This window comes from Ruegeria sp. YTSA105 (assembly GCF_059610225.1).
In genome coordinates, this window is sequence record NZ_JBXWNE010000004.1 from 270,336 (window position 1) to 287,612 (window position 17,277).

At 57.3% G+C, this 17,277-nt stretch carries 15 protein-coding genes and 1 pseudogene; 7 read left to right on the forward strand and 9 right to left on the reverse strand.

Annotation, left to right across the window (positions count from 1 at the left end):
* Nucleotides 1-6: 6 nt before the first annotated feature.
* From AC2FH2_RS08005 to AC2FH2_RS08035, 7 genes are all read right to left on the reverse strand, one after another.
* The gene (locus tag AC2FH2_RS08005) at nt 7-1,053 is read right to left on the reverse strand and encodes a LacI family DNA-binding transcriptional regulator (RefSeq protein WP_271948740.1); all 1,047 of its coding nucleotides are present in this window, start codon (nt 1,051-1,053) and stop codon (nt 7-9) included.
* Nucleotides 1,053-1,805: a sugar phosphate isomerase/epimerase family protein gene (locus AC2FH2_RS08010; RefSeq protein ID WP_271948738.1), complete on the reverse strand. Its 753-nt coding sequence runs from the start codon at nt 1,803-1,805 to the stop codon at nt 1,053-1,055. Before AC2FH2_RS08010 ends, AC2FH2_RS08005 begins: the two co-directional genes overlap by 1 nt.
* 84 nt (nt 1,806-1,889) lie before the next feature.
* Nucleotides 1,890-2,972, reverse strand: coding sequence for an ABC transporter ATP-binding protein (locus AC2FH2_RS08015; RefSeq protein WP_496693719.1), 1,083 nt, complete (start codon nt 2,970-2,972; stop codon nt 1,890-1,892).
* A gap of 3 nt (nt 2,973-2,975) precedes the next feature.
* On the reverse strand, nt 2,976-4,631 hold the full coding sequence (locus tag AC2FH2_RS08020; protein WP_496823285.1) for an alpha-amylase family glycosyl hydrolase: 1,656 nt from the start codon (nt 4,629-4,631) through the stop codon (nt 2,976-2,978).
* Between the two features lie 9 nt (nt 4,632-4,640).
* Entirely contained in the window at nt 4,641-5,789 is a 1,149-nt protein-coding gene (locus tag AC2FH2_RS08025) for a carbohydrate ABC transporter permease (protein ID WP_142636129.1), read from the reverse strand.
* Nucleotides 5,790-5,792: 3 nt separating this feature from the next.
* Nucleotides 5,793-6,800, reverse strand: coding sequence for a carbohydrate ABC transporter permease (locus AC2FH2_RS08030; protein WP_142636127.1), 1,008 nt, complete (start codon nt 6,798-6,800; stop codon nt 5,793-5,795).
* A gap of 66 nt (nt 6,801-6,866) precedes the next feature.
* Complete coding sequence (locus AC2FH2_RS08035) at nt 6,867-8,135, reverse strand: ABC transporter substrate-binding protein (RefSeq protein WP_142636126.1); 1,269 nt, start codon at nt 8,133-8,135, stop codon at nt 6,867-6,869.
* 223 nt (nt 8,136-8,358) lie between these two features.
* Between AC2FH2_RS08035 and AC2FH2_RS08040 the strand changes: the two genes are divergently transcribed.
* The 7 genes and pseudogenes from AC2FH2_RS08040 to AC2FH2_RS08070 all read left to right on the forward strand — a co-directional run bounded on the left by AC2FH2_RS08040 (nt 8,359) and on the right by AC2FH2_RS08070 (nt 14,242).
* Entirely contained in the window at nt 8,359-9,390 is a 1,032-nt protein-coding gene (locus AC2FH2_RS08040; protein WP_271948730.1) for a LacI family DNA-binding transcriptional regulator, read from the forward strand.
* 2 nt (nt 9,391-9,392) lie between these two features.
* A pseudogene (locus AC2FH2_RS08045) lies at nt 9,393-10,697 on the forward strand (GH1 family beta-glucosidase); the annotation flags it as partial.
* 39 nt (nt 10,698-10,736) lie between these two features.
* Nucleotides 10,737-11,717, forward strand: a complete 981-nt coding sequence (locus AC2FH2_RS08050) for a glucokinase (RefSeq protein ID WP_496689483.1) — start codon at nt 10,737-10,739, stop codon at nt 11,715-11,717.
* A gap of 36 nt (nt 11,718-11,753) precedes the next feature.
* Nucleotides 11,754-12,680: a carbohydrate kinase family protein gene (locus AC2FH2_RS08055; RefSeq protein WP_142636120.1), complete on the forward strand. Its 927-nt coding sequence runs from the start codon at nt 11,754-11,756 to the stop codon at nt 12,678-12,680.
* A 16-nt stretch (nt 12,681-12,696) separates the two neighbouring features.
* Nucleotides 12,697-13,362 (forward strand): D-lyxose/D-mannose family sugar isomerase, encoded by a 666-nt coding sequence (locus AC2FH2_RS08060; protein ID WP_496689431.1) that lies wholly within the window; start codon nt 12,697-12,699, stop codon nt 13,360-13,362.
* Nucleotides 13,363-13,489: 127 nt separating this feature from the next.
* On the forward strand, nt 13,490-13,759 hold the full coding sequence (locus AC2FH2_RS08065) for a hypothetical protein (protein ID WP_496677238.1): 270 nt from the start codon (nt 13,490-13,492) through the stop codon (nt 13,757-13,759).
* A gap of 9 nt (nt 13,760-13,768) precedes the next feature.
* Nucleotides 13,769-14,242: a hypothetical protein gene (locus tag AC2FH2_RS08070; protein WP_281972981.1), complete on the forward strand. Its 474-nt coding sequence runs from the start codon at nt 13,769-13,771 to the stop codon at nt 14,240-14,242.
* Nucleotides 14,243-14,245: 3 nt separating this feature from the next.
* Here the strand turns inward: AC2FH2_RS08070 and AC2FH2_RS08075 are convergent, their stop codons facing one another.
* Together AC2FH2_RS08075 and AC2FH2_RS08080 are read right to left on the reverse strand one after the other, a co-directional pair.
* Nucleotides 14,246-15,445, reverse strand: a complete 1,200-nt coding sequence (locus AC2FH2_RS08075; protein WP_496823286.1) for an acetate/propionate family kinase — start codon at nt 15,443-15,445, stop codon at nt 14,246-14,248.
* Nucleotides 15,411-16,805 (reverse strand): bifunctional enoyl-CoA hydratase/phosphate acetyltransferase, encoded by a 1,395-nt coding sequence (locus AC2FH2_RS08080; RefSeq protein WP_496823287.1) that lies wholly within the window; start codon nt 16,803-16,805, stop codon nt 15,411-15,413. Before AC2FH2_RS08080 ends, AC2FH2_RS08075 begins: the two co-directional genes overlap by 35 nt.
* Between the last annotated feature and the right edge of the window lie 472 nt (nt 16,806-17,277).

The following is a 17,277-nucleotide window of genomic DNA, read 5'->3' on the forward strand; positions in this document are numbered from 1 at the left end:
GTTGGTTCAGGTGTTTAGCGCCGCTTCCGGCGCGACTGTGTCAGGTTGCCGCTCGATCAAAATGGCCCTGATCTTTTTTTGTGTTTCGGACGGGTCAACCCCGTCCAAAGCCTTGAGCATATACTCGCCCAGCAATCGACTGGTTTCCTCAATAGGGACGTAATAGGTGCTGGGCGGAGGGACAAAATAACGGCTAAGTTGCAGATCATCGGTCGAGATCACGGTCAGTTCGCGACCGACCTCAACACCCGCCGCATGGGCAGCAGAAAGCACACCCAGGGTCATGGCTTCGTTCGCGCAGATGATCGCGGTTGGCCTGTCGGATAGCCGCATCAAGGCTTCAAAGGCATTATACCCCGTTCGTGCGGTCGTAGGCCCGCTGAAGATCAGGGCCGGGTCAACGGTCAGACCGGACGCTCTGAACGCCTGGGCATAGCCCGTTCGGCGTTGCGTCGCATAAACCAGGTCATCCGGAGGGTTCACCAGGGCAATCCGGCGATGCCCCAAGGCTAGCAATCGTTGTGTTGCATCGTGACCTGCTGCCTGACTGTCGATATCGACATAGGCATGTGATCTGCCGCTGTCGCTCATACCCATGGTGACAAAGGGGAAACCATTCTGTTGCAGATAGGCAATGCGCGGATCGGCGTGGCGCGTACCCGAGAATATCACCCCGTCCGCCAATCCGTTCTGAACGATTTCCTTCAGCGTCGCCATCGTTCCCTGCAGGCCCGCCACGCTGTGAACGCCAAGTTCATAACGCGACCCTTTCAAAGCCCGCGAAATACCCGCGACAATGCGTGTGAATTCGACACCTTCCCATTCTTCATCTGAATCAGGTGACACGCTGACCAGAACGCCGATGCGATAGGACTTTTTTGTCCGCAGCTTCAGCCCGTCCAGATTGACCCGGTATCCAAGCTGTTCGGCGGCGGACTGAATCTGCTGCCGCGTTTCTTTCTTGACGGTTTCCGCACCACGCAGCGCGTTCGAGACGGTTCCGACAGAAAACCCCGTCTGCTTTGCAATCGACTTGATCGTCGCGCGCGCCACTATGTCACCTCAACGCTGCGCATTCGCATCAACAGGTCATGTCCCGTCTGCAATGTTTGCGCGTGATCGGCAGTTTCGTCATGTTCCACAAAAAGGTCAGCGCAGGGACTGTCAGCCAGAACACGCAGGACCAGAGGCCAGTCCACAACCCCCTGCCCCAGATTTCGCCAGCGCTCGTCGCCTTGTCCGGCCAATGGATCAACGTCTTTAGCATGGACGGAAACGATCCGGTCGGAATAACGGCTCAGCAGTGCAGCGGGGTCAGAAAGCGCCGAATACAGCCAACCGATATCCGGCTGCCATCCAATGGCCTCATGCGACAGGACCATATCCAATGGCGAGCCCTGCCCAAGATCGACAAGGTCAAAATCGTGGTTATGATAGGCAAGGCGCACACCGTCGGCAGACAGGGCATCAGCCCATTTCGCCAACCGGCCCGACACTGCCTTCCACCCCTCGGCGGTGCCGGGCCGAGCCTTGGGCGACAGCCAAGGCATGACCGCCACAGGGCATTCCAAAGCTTCAAGCATTCTAAGAATGTCATCAAGCCGTGTTTCAAATTCTTCCCAGTCAAAATGGGCCGATCGAACGGTGAAACCAGCCTGTCTAACCACATTGGTAACCTGCTTGGGGGTAAGATCGTGGAACCCGACCGTTTCAATATCGGTGAACCCGCAGGCACGCACCAAGTCAAGCTGGGCCGCCAAATCCCCAACCTGCCGGACTGTGTATAACTGCGCTGAAACTCGCATTTTCACGGGTCTGCCACAAAATGAAACGTTTCAATCAAGTTGAAACAGCATCAGGGGTCTTGTCAAGAACCGTGTTGGAAAGGGTTATTTCCGCATGGAAACCCCCTGATGGAACAAATGAACCTTGTCAGGATTCGCTGAGACCATCACAGTCTTGCCCCGCATATTCTTCTGAACGCCCGGAAGCTTGGCAATAAGGGCATCCGTCCCATTCTCTACCGCGAAGTATAACAGCGTCACCTCGCCCAAAGCCTCGGTAAAGTCTACGACCCCTTCAAGGATTGGGTCGCTGTCCACGGACACAAAATCTTCCGGGCGGACGCCGATATTCACCTGCTTGCCTTCGTCTCCAGCCTCGGTTGGTACCGCTGATATCGCCGTGCCGCCACCGTCCAGCTTGACGACTGTCTGTGCGCCGGTGGCGGTAATGACCCCCGACATCAGGTTCATTGCTGGTGAACCGATGAATTGCGCGACAAACTCATTGTCGGGCGTCTCATATAGTTCCAACGGCGTCCCAACCTGAGCGATCCCTTTGTTGGCCAGCACGACGATCCGACTGGCCAATGTCATCGCTTCGACCTGATCATGGGTGACATAGATCATCGTGCTGTCCGGCATCGCCTCTTTCAGGCGGGCGATTTCGATCCGGGTGGCGACACGCAGCGCCGCGTCCAGGTTCGAAAGCGGTTCGTCGAACAGGTAAACCTTGGGGTCACGAACAATGGCGCGCCCGATTGCGACACGCTGACGCTGACCACCGGATAGCGCTTTGGGCAACCGGTCCAGATAAGGTTCAAGCTGTAGGATGCGGGCCGCCCGATCGACCGCGGCGCCAACTTCAGCCGCCGGCATTTTGGCTATCTTCAGCGCAAAGGCCATGTTTTCGCGAACGGTCATATGCGGGTACAGCGCATAGCTTTGGAACACCATCGCGATACCTCGCTGTGCTGGCGGCACATCGTTCATCACCTGCCCTTCAATCTCGAGCGTTCCGCCCGAGATCTTTTCCAACCCGGCGACCATGCGCAGCAAGGTGGATTTGCCACAGCCCGAAGGCCCGACGAAAACGATCAACTCGCCCCGCTCAATCTCAAGATTGATGTTCTTCAGAACATCCACATTGCCATAGGTTTTGGCTACATCTGTGAGGTTTAGCTCTGACATGGTTTATTCCTTCTCCCTCAACAGCAGGCAGAATTGTGCAGCACCCAGAGACACTGTCCCCGTTCCCGCGACGCCACCCAGCTCTTCTCCGATCACGCGCCAGTTCCCGCCTGGCAAGATTACTTCGGAACGTTCGGTACCGAGGTTAAATGCGCAGAACACCTCTTCCGCTTGATCTTCACGTGTGAAGGTCAGAACGGTCCCGATCTGCGTCATGTTCTTTTGCGCCCCCAACATCAAAGCCGGATGGGCATGGCGGAATGCAATCGCACGACGATAATGGTGAAGCATGGACTTGGGCTCGGCCTCTGATCGATCCACGGCACGCTCGGCCTGAGGGTCACTGACAGGCAACCAAGGCTTGCCGGTGCTAAAGCCCGATTGTTCATCCTGCGCAGCCCAAACCATCGGCGTCCGGCATCCGTCGCGGCCCTTGAACTCAGGCCAGAATTCGACGCCATACGGGTCTTGCAGATCGTCAAAGGCCACGTCCGCCTCGGGCAGGCCCAACTCTTCGCCTTGATACAAGCAGGCCGAGCCGCGCATGCACATCATCAAAACTGCATGCTGTCTGGCGGCTGCATCGTCCAGACGCCAGCGCGACGCGTGACGTTCCACGTCATGGTTCGAAAATGCCCAGCAAGGCCAGGCATCACCTGCTTTGTCCTCGAGCTGATCAAATACCTGCTGTGCATAGCTGGCAGTCAAAGCGCGCTTTTCAAGGAACTCAAACGCATAGCACATGTGCATGCGCTTATTACCGCTGGTGTATTCGCCCATTATCTCAAGCCCGCGCTGTGCGTCGCCCACCTCGCCCAGACAGGCGCGACCTTCATATTGATCGGTCAGGGCCCGCAGGCGTTCCAGAAAGGCAATGTTCTCGGGCTGGCTTTTGGAGAACAGGTGGTCCTGATGGTTATACGGGTTTACCATCGGCGCGATTGAGGCATTGCGCTGATCGACGGGCAGGGCAGGATTATCTCGCAACTGTTCGTCGTGGAAATAGAAGTTGATTGTATCCAGACGAAACCCATCGACACCCAGATCAAGCCAGAACCTGGCAACATCCAGCAAGGCGTCTTGCACATCCGGACAGTGAAAGTTCAGATCCGGCTGCGAGGTGAGGAAGTTGTGCAAATAATACTGCAAACGTCGCGAGTCCCACTGCCAGGCCGAGCCCCCGAAAATCGACAACCAGTTGTTCGGCGGCGTACCGTCCGGTTTTGGATCGGCCCAGACATACCAATCGGATTTGGCGTTTTCACGGCTGGCGCGGCTTTCGCTGAACCAAGGGTGCTGGTCTGACGTGTGCGACAGAACCAGATCAATCATCACCTTCAACCCCTGGGCATGGGCGTGATCCAGCAGGTCCCGAAAATCCTCCATCGTGCCGAACATCGGATCAACATCGCGATAGTCGCTGACGTCATATCCGAAATCCTTCATCGGAGATTTGAAGAAGGGCGAAATCCAGATCGCATCAACGCCGAGAGAGGCAATGTACCCCAATCGCTGGGTGATGCCTTTCAGGTCTCCGATCCCGTCACCATTGCTGTCCTGAAAGCTGCGCGGATAGATCTGATAGATGACGCCACCACGCCACCAGTCAGCGGCCACCTTGGTTGCATTGGAAAGTTCTGCTGTGTTCTGCACGTTCATCAGACGCCTCTATTTGACCGACCCGGCCAGCAGACCACGGACCAGGTATTTTTGCATTGCGAAGAAAACAGCCAACGGCACAGCGATCGAGACGAACGCCGCCGTGGCAAGGATTTCCCAGTTTCCACCCCGCGTTCCAAGCAGCTCGACAATCCGGTTTGTCATCACTGTGGTCTGGCCGGACGCATCGATTAGGAACACTTTGGCAACCAACAGATCATTCCAAGTCCAGAGAAATTGGAAGATGGCAAAAGACGCCAATGCCGGAAAGCTGAGTGGCAGGATCAGTTTGGTAAAGATCTGGAACTCGGTCGCGCCGTCTACACGTGCGTTTTCGATCAGATCGCGCGGCAGCCCGGCCATGTAGTTGCGCAACAGGTAGATGGCCAATGGCATCCCGAACCCGGTATGGGCCATCCAGACGCCCAGATAGCCTTTCTCAATTCCGATGCTCAGGTGAAATTTCAGCAGTGGGATCAGTGCCAGTTGCAGCGGCACCACCAACAGGCCAACAACCGCGGCGATTAACAGTGCCCGACCTGGGAAATCCATCCAAGCCAGCGCATAAGCGGCAAAGGCGGCTACTAGGATCGGAATGATCGTCGCCGGTATCGTGACCGTCAGCGTGTTGAAAAACGCCCGCCCCATACTGTCAGTGCTGTCTTCAGCAAGCAGGACCTTGTGGTAATTGGCCAGGGTGAACTCGGGAGGCAGTTCCGCCGTCACAAAGACGCGCGTGCCGCGACTGCCGGTGAATTCTTCGGTGTTTTCCATCCGGTATTTGCCGTCGGCATCCACCGTGATCGTGCCACCCTTGCGCAGCTCTGCCGTGTCACCGGGTACAAAATCATCAATCGCCCGGGAACTGGTGCCCCATTTTGAGATCGCCGCCTGTGTGCCCGCCTCGAACAGGTTGCCTTCGATCACGTAAACGCCATTCTCCAGCACCTGAGTTTCAGGTGCTGCAGCGCGCAGGGTCAGGTTCTGCTCGGATGGGAACAACGACCGCCACCAGCCGCTTGTGGCAATCTGGTCGGCAGTACGAAAGGATGAGATCAACAGCCCCAGCGTCGGCACCACCCAGAGCACGACCAGAAAAAGAACCGAGGCATGGACAGCCCAGCGAAGGGCGGGTTTGGTTCCTGCTATTTCGCTCATGGCCTACTCCATCTCTTTGCGCGCATTGCGCACATTCCAGACAAGGATCGGTGCCACCAGCAGCATGATCACCATGGCCGAAGCCGAGCCCACGCCCCAGTCATTGGTGCGGAACAGCTTGTCATACATGTAATTGGCCAGAACCTGCGTTTCCCACTGGCCGTTTGTCATGGCAAACACGATGTCAAAGACCTTGAGCACGGTGATGGTGATCGTGGTCCAGACCACCAGGATGGTGGTCTTGATCTGCGGCACCTTGATACGGAAGAAAATCTGGAATGGATTGGCCCCATCCAGAATGGCAGCTTCGATGGTTTCCTCGGGAATGCCGCGCAGGGCGGCTGACAGGATGACCATGGCAAAACCAGTCTGAATCCAGACCAGCACAACCATAAGAAAAAAGCTGTTCCAGAAGGGGATGGTCAACCATGTCTGCGGCTCGACCCCTCCGAAAAAGATGTAAAGCGCGTTCAGCATCCCGATCTGGTCCTGCTCAACCGGACGGGTGTCATAGACCAGCTTCCAGATCACCGAGGCCCCCACGAACGAGATGGCCATCGGCATGAAAATCAGAGACTTGGCGATGTTGCCCCAGCGGATGCGGTCGGTCAGCTGAGCCACCAATAGGCCAAACGCTGTCGACATTGCAGGCACCACGATCAGCCATAACATGTTGTTGCGCATGGCTTCCCAAAACTTGGGCTCCTTGGCCATCTGGATATAGTTGTCCAGCCCGACCCATTTGTAGCCGCCGCCCGGGACACGATCAGTCAGTGACAGGCGTAGGGTTTCGACAACCGGATAGGCCAGATACAAGCCCAAAGCAGCCAGCGCTGGGAACAGAAACAACCAAGGCCGGATCATGTTCGCGCGGTTGATATTCCGGCCAGCATTCGGCCCCCGAGGCGGGAACAGAACTTTGTCCAGAAACTGATTGGATAGATAGAAGTAGCCCACGCAACCTGACACGCCGATGGCGATGGTCAGCAGGCCTTGAAATGCCGGGTGCATGCCGCTCTCCCTTGCGACGATAGGTTCGGGCAACCCGGCAGAGCGGGTTGCCCAATCTCAGACGCTTTAGTCCAGCGCGTCCCACGAGGATTGGATTTCGTCGGCGACGTCCTGGGCAGGTGTTCCGCCCGTATAGTCGACCATACCAGTCCAGAAGGTGCCTGCACCCACGCCGCCCGGCATCAGGTCAGAACCGTCAAACCGGAACGTCGTTGCACCAAGAAGAATGTCGTTCATCTTCTTCAGCGTTGGGTCTGAGAAGACCGAGGTATCGACGCCTTTGTGCGGCGTCAGGAACCCGGTCAGAGCCATCCAGGCTTCATGCGCCTCGGGTGTCTCTAGGTATTTCATCAGCGCATGCGCGCCCGGGCTGTCATTGGTGATTGCCCAAACTGTTCCGGCCCCAAGGACCGGGCTGCCGAGATCCTTACCTTCATAGGCCGGGAAATAGAAGAAATCGGCATCCTCGCCCACAACCGTGCCTTCAGGGAAGAAGGCCGGAATGAACGAAGCCTGACGGTGCATGTAGCATTGCGGAGGCGAGCTGAACATGCCCTTCGGGCTGTCACGGAAGTCAGTCGTTGCAACCGCGCCGGCTCCGCCGGCCACGTAATCATCGTTGCGCGCAAACGCTCCGAATTCTTCAATCGCGGCGACAACCTTAGGATCGTTAAATTTCAATTTGTTGGCGACCCAGGCGTCATAATCTTCGGGCGGCAACGTGCGCAGCATCATGTCTTCAACCCAGTCAGTCGCTGGCCAACCTGTCGCTCCGCCGGAACCCAGCCCGATGCACCATGGCGTTTCGCCATCAGCAACGATCTGATCGGACAGCGCCTTGAGCTCTTCCATCGTAGTCGGAATCTCATAACCGGCATCTTCGAAGTTTTCCGGCACGAACCAAACCAGCGACTTCACGTCGACCTTGTAGAAGAAGCCATATAGGTGATCCTGCCCGTCCGGACCTTGGTAGGTTCCCAGATCCACCCAGGACTGACCAGCCGCATAGTTGTCGCGAATCCAATCCGCGGTTCCTTCACTCAGGGGAGTCAGGAAACCTGCCTTGGCCATATCTGACGCCAGACCGGGCTGAGGGAACACTGCTACGTTGGGCGCCGATCCGGCTTCGGCATCAATTCTGATTTGCTGCTCAAAGCTGTCCGAGCCGACATAGCTGTACTCATGCCCGGTCGCCGCCGCGAACCCATCCAGAACCTTTTCGACATTCTCTTGGTCCGGCCCCAGCCACGGGCCGAATACGGTAACCTTGTCGGCCTGTGCGACGCCCCCGATCAGGGTAAATGCGGCGACGCCAGCATAAAGCGAGTGTTTCATGAATTTCTCCTCCCAACGATATCTCGCGCCTTTGGTCTCAAATATCCAAAGCGCTTTGGTTGGAGTGAGTTTATGCGCTAACAGCCTCCACCTGTCAACGATTGCTTTGCGAAGGCCCATAAATATAAATATCAAACAAGATGTTCGTGAAATCTGTTGACCACCAGCGAAAATGCCCGCAAAAACAGGAATACGCAGTAATTTGTAGGCGCTTTGAACAAATATGAACCTAAAGCAGCTCTCTGAAATCCTTGGTTTGTCTCAAACAACCGTCAGCCGCGCGCTGAACGGATACCCCGAGGTCAGCGAAGCCACGCGCACAAGGGTTCAGGCCGCCGCAACAAAACACGGGTACCGCCCGAACAGCCGAGCCAAGGGTCTTGCGACAGGTCGATCACACGTGATCGGGCACGTGATTCCCAGCTCATCCCAGCATGAAATGGTTAACCCAATCTTTGGCGATTTTGTCGCCGGGGCTGCTCGTAGATATGCTGAACACGGCTATGACATGATGTTCACTAGCGCCGACGACACATCTATTGAACGCGCCTATCGCGACCTGTTTCAGCGTGGTGCCGTGGACGGTGTCGTTCTGCAGGGCCCCAAGGTGAACGAGCAGCGGATTGAAGTCCTCAATCGCATGGGCGCGCCCTTCATTGTGCACGGACGATCCACTGGAATAGACGCACCCTATGACTGGGTTGATGTGAACAACAAAAGCTCGTTCAAGCGCGCCACCCAGTTTCTGATCGACCTGGGGCATCGACGGATCGCCCTTATCAACGGACTTGAAGATATGGATTTCGCCCAACGCCGCCGGGCCGGTTACCTGCAGGCCCTGAATCAAGCCGGTCTGTCACCGGACCCTGAATTGATGCGCAGCGCCGAGATGACAGAGGTATATGGCCACCACGAAGCGCGCGATATGGCTCAACTTAAGAACCCTCCGACCGCCATCCTGGTTTCGTCAATGATTTCGGCCATCGGAGTTCGGCGGGCATTGAACGAAGCAGGGCTGCAGATGGGCCGCGATGTTTCGGTGATCGCCCATGATGACGACCTGTCCTATCTGAAAAACGGGCAGGATGTACCGATCTTCACCGCCACGCGATCCTCGGTTCGGTTGGCCGGTGAAATAGCTGCCGAAATGCTGATCGAACGAATAAATGCGCCCGAAGACCCGGCCAAAACTAGATTGCTAGAGGCTGAGCTGGTAGTTGGCGGCTCGACCGGCCCCGCCCCCAACAGGTTCTGAATATGAAATACAACCGCACTGATTTCCCCAAAGATTTCCTCTTTGGCGTCGCAACCTCGGCCTATCAGATCGAAGGCCACGCACAGGGAGGGGCCGGGCAAACCCATTGGGATACCTTTGCCAGGACCCCCGGCAATGTTGTGCGAAATGAAAACGGGGATCTGGCCTGTGACCACCTGAACCGGTTCCCGCAGGATCTGGATCTGGTGCGCGATGGCGGCTTTGATTGCTACCGGTTTTCAACCAGCTGGGCGCGGGTTCTGCCCGAAGGCCGTGGTCAGGTGAATGAGGCCGGGCTGGATTACTATGATCGGCTGGCCGATGCGCTGCTGGAACGCGGTATCCGCCCCTGCGCCACGCTTTACCATTGGGAACTACCTTCGTTTCTGGCCGATCTGGGCGGCTGGCGCAATCGAGATATCGCCGGGTGGTTCGCCGATTTCACCGAGGTCATCATGGGCCGCATCGGCGATCGGATGTACAGCGTCGCCCCCATAAATGAGCCGTGGTGCGTCAGCTGGCTGAGCCATTTCGAAGGCCATCACGCCCCGGGTCTGCGCGACATCCGTGCAACCGCCCGCGCGATGCACCACGTCCTTCTGGCCCATGGCAGCGCCATCGACGCGATGCGGGGCCTTGGCATGTCCAACCTGGGCGCGGTTTTCAACCTGGAATGGGCCGAACCCGCAGATGACAGCCCCGAAGCGCGCCGCGCGGCTGATCTGTATGACGGCATCTACAACCGGTTCTTTCTGGGCGGCGTTTTCAACAAGGCCTATCCAGACAACGTTCTGGAGGGGTTAGAGCCCTACCTGCCCGCTGGCTGGCAGGATGATTTCGACATCATCGGTACGCCGGTCGATTGGTGTGGTCTGAACTACTATACCCGCAAGTTGATTGCGCCTTCGGAGACCACCTGGCCCAGTCTGCAGGAAATCGCCGGACCGCTGCCCAAAACTCAGATGGGGTGGGAGATCGAACCCGCCGCCCTGACCCGGTTTCTGACCCGCACCAAGCAGGATTACACCGGGGACCTGCCGATTCTGGTGACGGAAAATGGCATGGCCAGCCCCGAACGGCAGCAGGATAGCGACCGGATCGACTATCTGAACCAACATCTTTCGGCGGTACAGGACGCCTTGGCACAGGGCGTGCCGATCAAGGGCTACTTCATCTGGTCCCTGCTGGACAATTACGAATGGGCGCTGGGATATGAGAAGAGGTTTGGCCTTGTGGATGTGGACTTTCAGACGATGGAGCGCACACCCAAGGCGTCCTATACCGCAGTACAAAACGCCCTGACGGGAAGCACAGTGTCCTTACCGCTGGCGCAACCGGCTGGGGCCATGCACGACCATTGGAACCTCGTGGCCGATATCGGCGGCACCAATACGCGGCTTGGCGTTATCACCAATGGTGAACTGACGGACCTGCGCAAATACCCCACCGGCAAACTGCCCGAATTGCTTGAGGCCTTTCATAGCCTGCGCGACGAGATCGGAACCGACCCACGGGCCGTGGTTGCCGCCGGGGCAGGACCTGTCCGCAACGGTACAATCAGGCTGACCAACGCCCAACTTGATCTGTCAGAGGATGATATCGCCCGGGCAACGGGCGCCCGACATACCTTTGTGATCAACGACTTCACTGCCGCTGCGTGGTCTGTTGCCGAAATTTCCCATGACAATGTTGAAGTCTTGCAAGGGGCCAAGCATCCGCCGACCGGCACTCGTCTGGTCGTCGGGCCTGGAACCGGGCTAGGTGTCGGATCGCTGCTATATTCGAATGGCCGCTATCACACGGTGTCCGGCGAAGGCGGCCATATCGGCCTCTCGCCCCGAAGTCAGGACGAGGTCGAAATATTCAACGCCGCGCGGCAGGTGGCCCCCGAGTGTTTTTTTGACGACACCCTGACACTTGAGGCGGAAATGTTCCTCAGCGGTACGGGTTTGCCGATCCTTTATCAGGCCATCGAACTGGCAGGGGGTCGGGCAAAGGCCGAGCCCCGAACCGCGCGCGATATCCTTCAGGATGCACGCGACGGAACCGATGCCCATGCCGTCAAGGCCGCGCATATGTTCACCACACATCTAGGCGCGGTCATGGGCGATCTGGCGGTCGTCATGATGCCTGCCGGTGGCGTGTTCCTTGTGGGTGGCGTGGCCGAAAAGAACCGCTGGCTGTTCAAGGACGCCTTCCGAGACGCCTTTAATGCCGGAGGCCGGTTCAGCGAGTTGCGCCGATCCATGAACCTGTATGTCTCGGAACAGGATGAATTTGGCATTGTTGGCGCTAACAATTTCTGTAAAAATGCGCTAAGGCGGTAGTCTGACCGCACGTTTCAGAAACAGAAAGGTCCCGGCATGATCCTATGCTGTGGTGAAGCCCTGATCGATATGATCGAGACGCCCACGATCTCGGGCGAACTGGGGTTTGTGCCCCATTCTGGCGGTGCGATTTTCAACACGGCTATTGCCCTGGGTCGATTGGATACGCCGGTGGGTCTGCTGACCGGGCTTTCCTCTGACATGTTCGGGCAACAGCTTATGGCCGCCCTCAAGGCCAGCCATGTTGACTCCGACCGGGTAATCCATTCGGACCGCCCGACTACATTGGCATTTGTACAGCTCAAGGATGGGCAGGCAGCCTACAGTTTCGTCGATGAAAACTCGGCCGGACGGATGTTGACGCCAGAGGATATGCCAACCCATCTGCCCTCGGTCTCGGCGCTGTATCTGGGCGGGATCAGTCTGGCATGCGAGCCTTGCGCAGATGCCTATGCGGCGGTGCTTGACCGCTTTGGATCAGAGCGCGCCGTCATGTTGGACCCAAACATTCGCCCGGATTTCATCCGGGATCAGACCCGGTATCGCACCCGGCTGAACCGCATGATTGCGCAAGCGGATATCGTCAAGGTCTCGGACGAAGATCTGAACTGGATCATTCCGGGCCCAGAAAGCCTTGCTGAAAAAGTTCCGCTGTTGCTGCAGGCAGGACCTTCGGTGGTGATCGTCACCCGGGGCAGCGAAGGCGCGATCGGGTATCTTGCAGACGGGTCCGACGTTTCTGTTCCCGTAAAAAAGGTCGAGGTCGTCGACACCGTTGGCGCCGGTGACACTTTCAACGCAGGCGTCTTGTCCGCCCTAGATCAATCAGGCCACTTAACAAAATCCGAATTGCGCACATTGCCAGCAAACGCCCTGCGCGTAGCCCTTTCGAAAGGGGCGGAAGTCGCCGCTGTAACTGTCGCGCGCGCCGGGGCAAACCCGCCCTGGGCCCATGAACTCTGACCCAACGAAGAAGCCGATGAAACGTTCCGAAATCAACGAAATCAAACCCGAGGCCGAGGCCTTTATCCGTTCCTTTGGCGCGGTGCTGCCGCCCTTTGCGGATTGGTCGCCCGAGAAAATGCGCAGCGAACAGGCCGCCGGTATCCGTGAACGCGGGCTTGGGTGGGACATAACCGACTATGGCCAGGGTCGGTTTGACGAACTTGGCCTGTTCCTGTTCACCCTACGCAATGGCGATGTCAGCGATCTGAACAAGGGGCAAGGCATGCTCTATGCCGAGAAACTGCTGGTGTCGCGGGACAAGCAGCTTTCGCCGATGCACCGGCACATCGTCAAAGCCGAGGATATCATCAACCGGGGCGGTGGCGATCTGGTGATGGAAATCTACGCCTCAGACCCTCAGGGCGGCATTGACCGCGATACCCCTGTGACCGTGCCTAGCGACAACTGCCCTGTGACGCTTCAACCTGGCGAACTGCTGCGGCTAAAGCCCGGTCAAAGCGTGACCTTGATGCCGGGTATCTGGCACGCGTTCTGGGCGGAAAAAGGCGATTGTTTGATTGGCGAAGTGTCTACCGTCAATGACGACCGAACCGACAACGTCTTCGAACAGCCGATCCCTCGCTTTGCGACAATCGAGGAAGACGCCATCCCGGATTTCCTGCTGGTTGCGGATTATTGACATTGGCGCATAGGCGCGCTGGCACCGGCTTTGAACCCGATAAGCCCCTTTTACTAAATCGGAAAATCAGTCTACCATGGGCGATACTGGCACGCAGATAGTGGTCTGCCGGGAAGGAGCCTGAGCAATGGTGACAAAAGCCGAGCTTGAAGCAGAGATCGCAGAGTTGCGACGGCAGCTTGCCGAGCAGCCACCGGCAAAAAACGCTTCGCCAGATAAAGGGGCTGACGCCCCGCCGCGCGAAACCATCGCCGACCGGCTTACAGATAACCTCGAATCCTGGTCCACACAGCTTGACGATATACTTGAGGAATTCGAAGATCTGCCGCACAGAAAATCAATTCTGTTTGCCGCTGGTATTTTTGCCCTAGGCTACATGCTTGGCCGGTCACGCTAGGAGACGCCCATGAGCCGCATATCCCGCAATGTCTCAGTCATTTTGCGCGCTGAACGCTTGATCGCACGCGCACAGCTTGCGATCTCCGTGAAACGGGCCGGGTTTTACATAGCCGCCGGAGTGGCGGTGGGCCTGGCGATCATCATGCTGAATCTCGCCGGATTTTTCTGGCTTTCCGCGATCCTGTCGAAACCCGTTGCTGCGATACTTGTGGCGGGGACCAATCTGGTACTTGCTTTGATTCTGGTTCTGCTCGCCAATTCGATAAACCAACACGGCGATGCCTCGGCCGCAGTCGAACTTCGGGATATGGCGCTGCAAGACATTGAATCTGAAATCAGGGATTCCCTGGCCGAGGTCCAAAACACCGTAGCCGGAATTCGCCGCGACCCGGTTGGCGTACTGGCGCCCGAAGCCATCACGACCTTGCTGAGCATGCTGCTGAAATACGCCCGGCGCCGGAAAGAAACGCCGAACGAATAAGACCTATTCCAGAAAATTCACCGCAGCCCGCGCGATCACCATCTCCTCATTTGTGGGGATCGTCAGAATCCGGACACGGCTGAAATCCGTGGACAGGACTGTTCCACCATCGGCATTCCTGGCGTGATCCATTTCAATCCCGATCCATCGCATTCCATCACACACCATCTGCCGGATCTGGGCAGCGTTCTCACCAACGCCACCGGTGAAGACAAGCGCATCAATCCCTTCAAGTGCAGCGGACAGGGCGCCAAGCTCTCGCCGAATACGGAAGACGTAATAGTCGATTGCCTTTCGGGCTTCGGGCGTATCAGCGGCCAGCAACGTGCGCATATCCGATGATATCCCCGACAGGCCCAGCAGACCGGATTTTCTGTACAACATTTCGGCAATCTCTTCTGCGGTCATTCCGTCCTGCTGCAGCATATACAGCACGACACCTGGATCCAGCTGACCGCAGCGCGTGCCCATCGGCAACCCGTCAAGCGCCGAGAACCCCATGGTCGAAGCCACAGCGCGCCCACCTGAAACCGCGCACATGGATGCCCCGTTTCCAAGATGGGCGATAACCACACGGCCATCATACAGACCCGGTGCCGTTTTTTTCAGCTTGTTCGAAATGTAGTCATAGCTCAGCCCATGGAACCCATAGCGGCGAACGCCTTTGTCATAGTAGCTTTTCGGCAAGGCAAAGGTGTCGTTTACCCACGGATGGGTACGATGAAACGCCGTGTCAAAACAGGCAACCTGAGTTGTTCCGGGGAAGGCAGCGCTGGCTGCGCGAATACCCGCAAGACTGTAGGGCTGATGCAAAGGAGCAAAGGGAATAAACCCTTCTAAAGTGTTGATGACGGTGTCATCCACGCGCACAGGCTCGGAATAGACCGTGCCCCCATGCACTACGCGATGACCTATCGCGCACACATGAATGTCAGGAAGATATTCCCGCGCCATTTCAAGAAATGCGTGGATCGCTTCATCATGGCTTTTGGTGCTCGACAGGGGACGATCTACTGATCTGCCGCCTGCCGACTGGGCCAATAGGCGTGGTGCATCACCTAAACGTTCTATTTGTCCGCGCCACCGCATGCTGGGACGGTTGTCATCAACCAGTTCGTACAGCGCGAATTTCAGTGATGAGGACCCGGCGTTCAGTGCCAGAACATGGTCAGCCATGGAGTTTGCCTTTACTTGCATATGCATGAAGCGCCGCCACCGCGCAGGACGCCAGGCGCGAGTCGTCATCATCCGAACGCGAGGTTAGGATAATCGGAGCAGCAGCCCCGACCACGATCCCTGCCGCCTCGGCATGAGAGATGAAGGTCAGCTGTTTCGCCACCATATTGCCTGCTTCTATGTTTGGGGCGACAAGAATGTCCGCAGCACCAGCCACCTCGGACGTAATCCCTTTGGTGCGTGCCGCATTCAGATCGACCGCGTTGTCCATAGCCAAGGGGCCGTCAACCAACCCTCCTGTGATCTGACCCCGTTCGGCCATCTTCGACAGCAAGGCGGCATCAACTGACGACGCCATGCGCGGGTTGATCGTCTCAATGGCTGAAAGCACGCCTACCTTTGGGGTCTCAATCCCGATGGAATGTGCCAGATGGATCGCATTCTGAACAATATCAGCCTTGGTTTCGAGGTCAGGGGCAATATTCACGGCCGCGTCAGTGACCATGATCGGACGCGACATCCCTGGAACATCCATAACGAATATATGTGACAGCCTTCGCCCGGTTCTCAACCCGTTTTCGCGGCGCAGAACCGCGCGCAACAGGTCATCGGTGTGCAAATGCCCCTTCATCAGTGTTTGCGCCCTGCCCTCAACCACCAGGTCAACCGCGCGATGGGCGGCGGCTTGGTGGCCATAGGCCTCGATAATTTCAAATCCGGACAGATCGGCACCCAGTGCCTCGGCTGCGGCGGCGATCTTGCCGGGATCACCCACAAGGATCGGCGTGATAATGCTGTTGCTATACCCCAGCAAAGCACCCCCCAATGAGTTTGGCTCTTCAGGTGCAACAACAGCAGTTGGCATCGGGTCAAGGGGTCTGGCTTTCGCCAGCAACGCTTCGAAATGGCGGTGGCGTTGTACGATAAGTCCCGGCACCTCTATCGAATCGAATTCCATATGCTTTGCGGGCGGCGTGACTCGGACATCTCCGCTCAGGACCAGGGTGCTGTCGCCAACACGCCGAACCTCGGCGGTGCAGATAACATCACCATCGTCGGATTTTTCTGTGACCCGAACAACTGCGGTCAACTCATCTCCGGCCAGAACGATCGCGTGAAACCGTAGATTGGCCGCGCGGGTCTGGGTTCCAGCGCCCGGCAAAATATTCCCCAAGACGGCCGCCACCAGACCGGCGGGCCAAAGCGCAGGGGCCACCGCCTCGGGGTCTCCGTCGCCGTCACCGTCATAGGCCGCCAGATGCAGAGGATTGTGATCCCCCGATGCCGAGGCGAAGGCGTAAAGATCGTCAACCGTGCACAATCGTGTCAGCTGGGCTTCGTCTCCGACCTCGAGCTGTGAAAAGGTTCGGTTTTCCTGGATCTTCATTTGGTCAGGCCTTTTTTCAGACGGTGCATCGGCATGCCTCGGAATTGGCGGCGGGTCGCGGAGCGGGGCATTCTCGGTCACTATTCGACCTGCGCCAAATCCTCCAGATCGGATGACGGATCCATACCTTCGCCAATAACACGTTAACCTACCTCTAGCCGATCCTCTGCTGACGGCAATAGGCCGGATAATGTTTCAACAGCCCAATTTAAAATGATGGTTTGTTCGACAACAGCACTGCCCGGACCCTTCGAAGGAGTACTGCTCCTGAGGTGGCTTGCCATCCACACCGTCAACCAAGAATAGTTTTCACAAATTGCGAGTTAAACTTTTGATTTAAGAACCACTTTTGACATATATACGACCCGGCAAAACACCTTGCCGCCCTCAGACCTGTTCCCACTAGCCAGTAATGCGGGGGCAAAAATGGGACGGGCATTCACATCTGCACAGGCAAAAACCTGCGGAAGCT

Excerpts from the sequence above, each read along its gene's own strand:
- AC2FH2_RS08065 (WP_496677238.1), top strand. The coding sequence starts at position 13,490 with ATGGTGACAAAAGCCGAGCTTGAAGCAGAGATCGCAGAGTTGCGACGG.
- AC2FH2_RS08040 (WP_271948730.1), top strand. The coding sequence starts at position 8,359 with ATGAACCTAAAGCAGCTCTCTGAAATCCTTGGTTTGTCTCAAACAACC.
- AC2FH2_RS08080 (WP_496823287.1), bottom strand. The coding sequence starts at position 16,805 with ATGAAGATCCAGGAAAACCGAACCTTTTCACAGCTCGAGGTCGGAGAC.
- AC2FH2_RS08050 (WP_496689483.1), top strand. The coding sequence starts at position 10,737 with ATGCACGACCATTGGAACCTCGTGGCCGATATCGGCGGCACCAATACG.
- AC2FH2_RS08010 (WP_271948738.1), bottom strand. The coding sequence starts at position 1,805 with ATGCGAGTTTCAGCGCAGTTATACACAGTCCGGCAGGTTGGGGATTTG.
- AC2FH2_RS08035 (WP_142636126.1), bottom strand. The coding sequence starts at position 8,135 with ATGAAACACTCGCTTTATGCTGGCGTCGCCGCATTTACCCTGATCGGG.
- AC2FH2_RS08060 (WP_496689431.1), top strand. The coding sequence starts at position 12,697 with ATGAAACGTTCCGAAATCAACGAAATCAAACCCGAGGCCGAGGCCTTT.
- AC2FH2_RS08030 (WP_142636127.1), bottom strand. The coding sequence starts at position 6,800 with ATGCACCCGGCATTTCAAGGCCTGCTGACCATCGCCATCGGCGTGTCA.
- AC2FH2_RS08055 (WP_142636120.1), top strand. The coding sequence starts at position 11,754 with ATGATCCTATGCTGTGGTGAAGCCCTGATCGATATGATCGAGACGCCC.
- AC2FH2_RS08070 (WP_281972981.1), top strand. The coding sequence starts at position 13,769 with ATGAGCCGCATATCCCGCAATGTCTCAGTCATTTTGCGCGCTGAACGC.
- AC2FH2_RS08025 (WP_142636129.1), bottom strand. The coding sequence starts at position 5,789 with ATGAGCGAAATAGCAGGAACCAAACCCGCCCTTCGCTGGGCTGTCCAT.
- AC2FH2_RS08020 (WP_496823285.1), bottom strand. The coding sequence starts at position 4,631 with ATGAACGTGCAGAACACAGCAGAACTTTCCAATGCAACCAAGGTGGCC.
- AC2FH2_RS08075 (WP_496823286.1), bottom strand. The coding sequence starts at position 15,445 with ATGCATATGCAAGTAAAGGCAAACTCCATGGCTGACCATGTTCTGGCA.
- AC2FH2_RS08015 (WP_496693719.1), bottom strand. The coding sequence starts at position 2,972 with ATGTCAGAGCTAAACCTCACAGATGTAGCCAAAACCTATGGCAATGTG.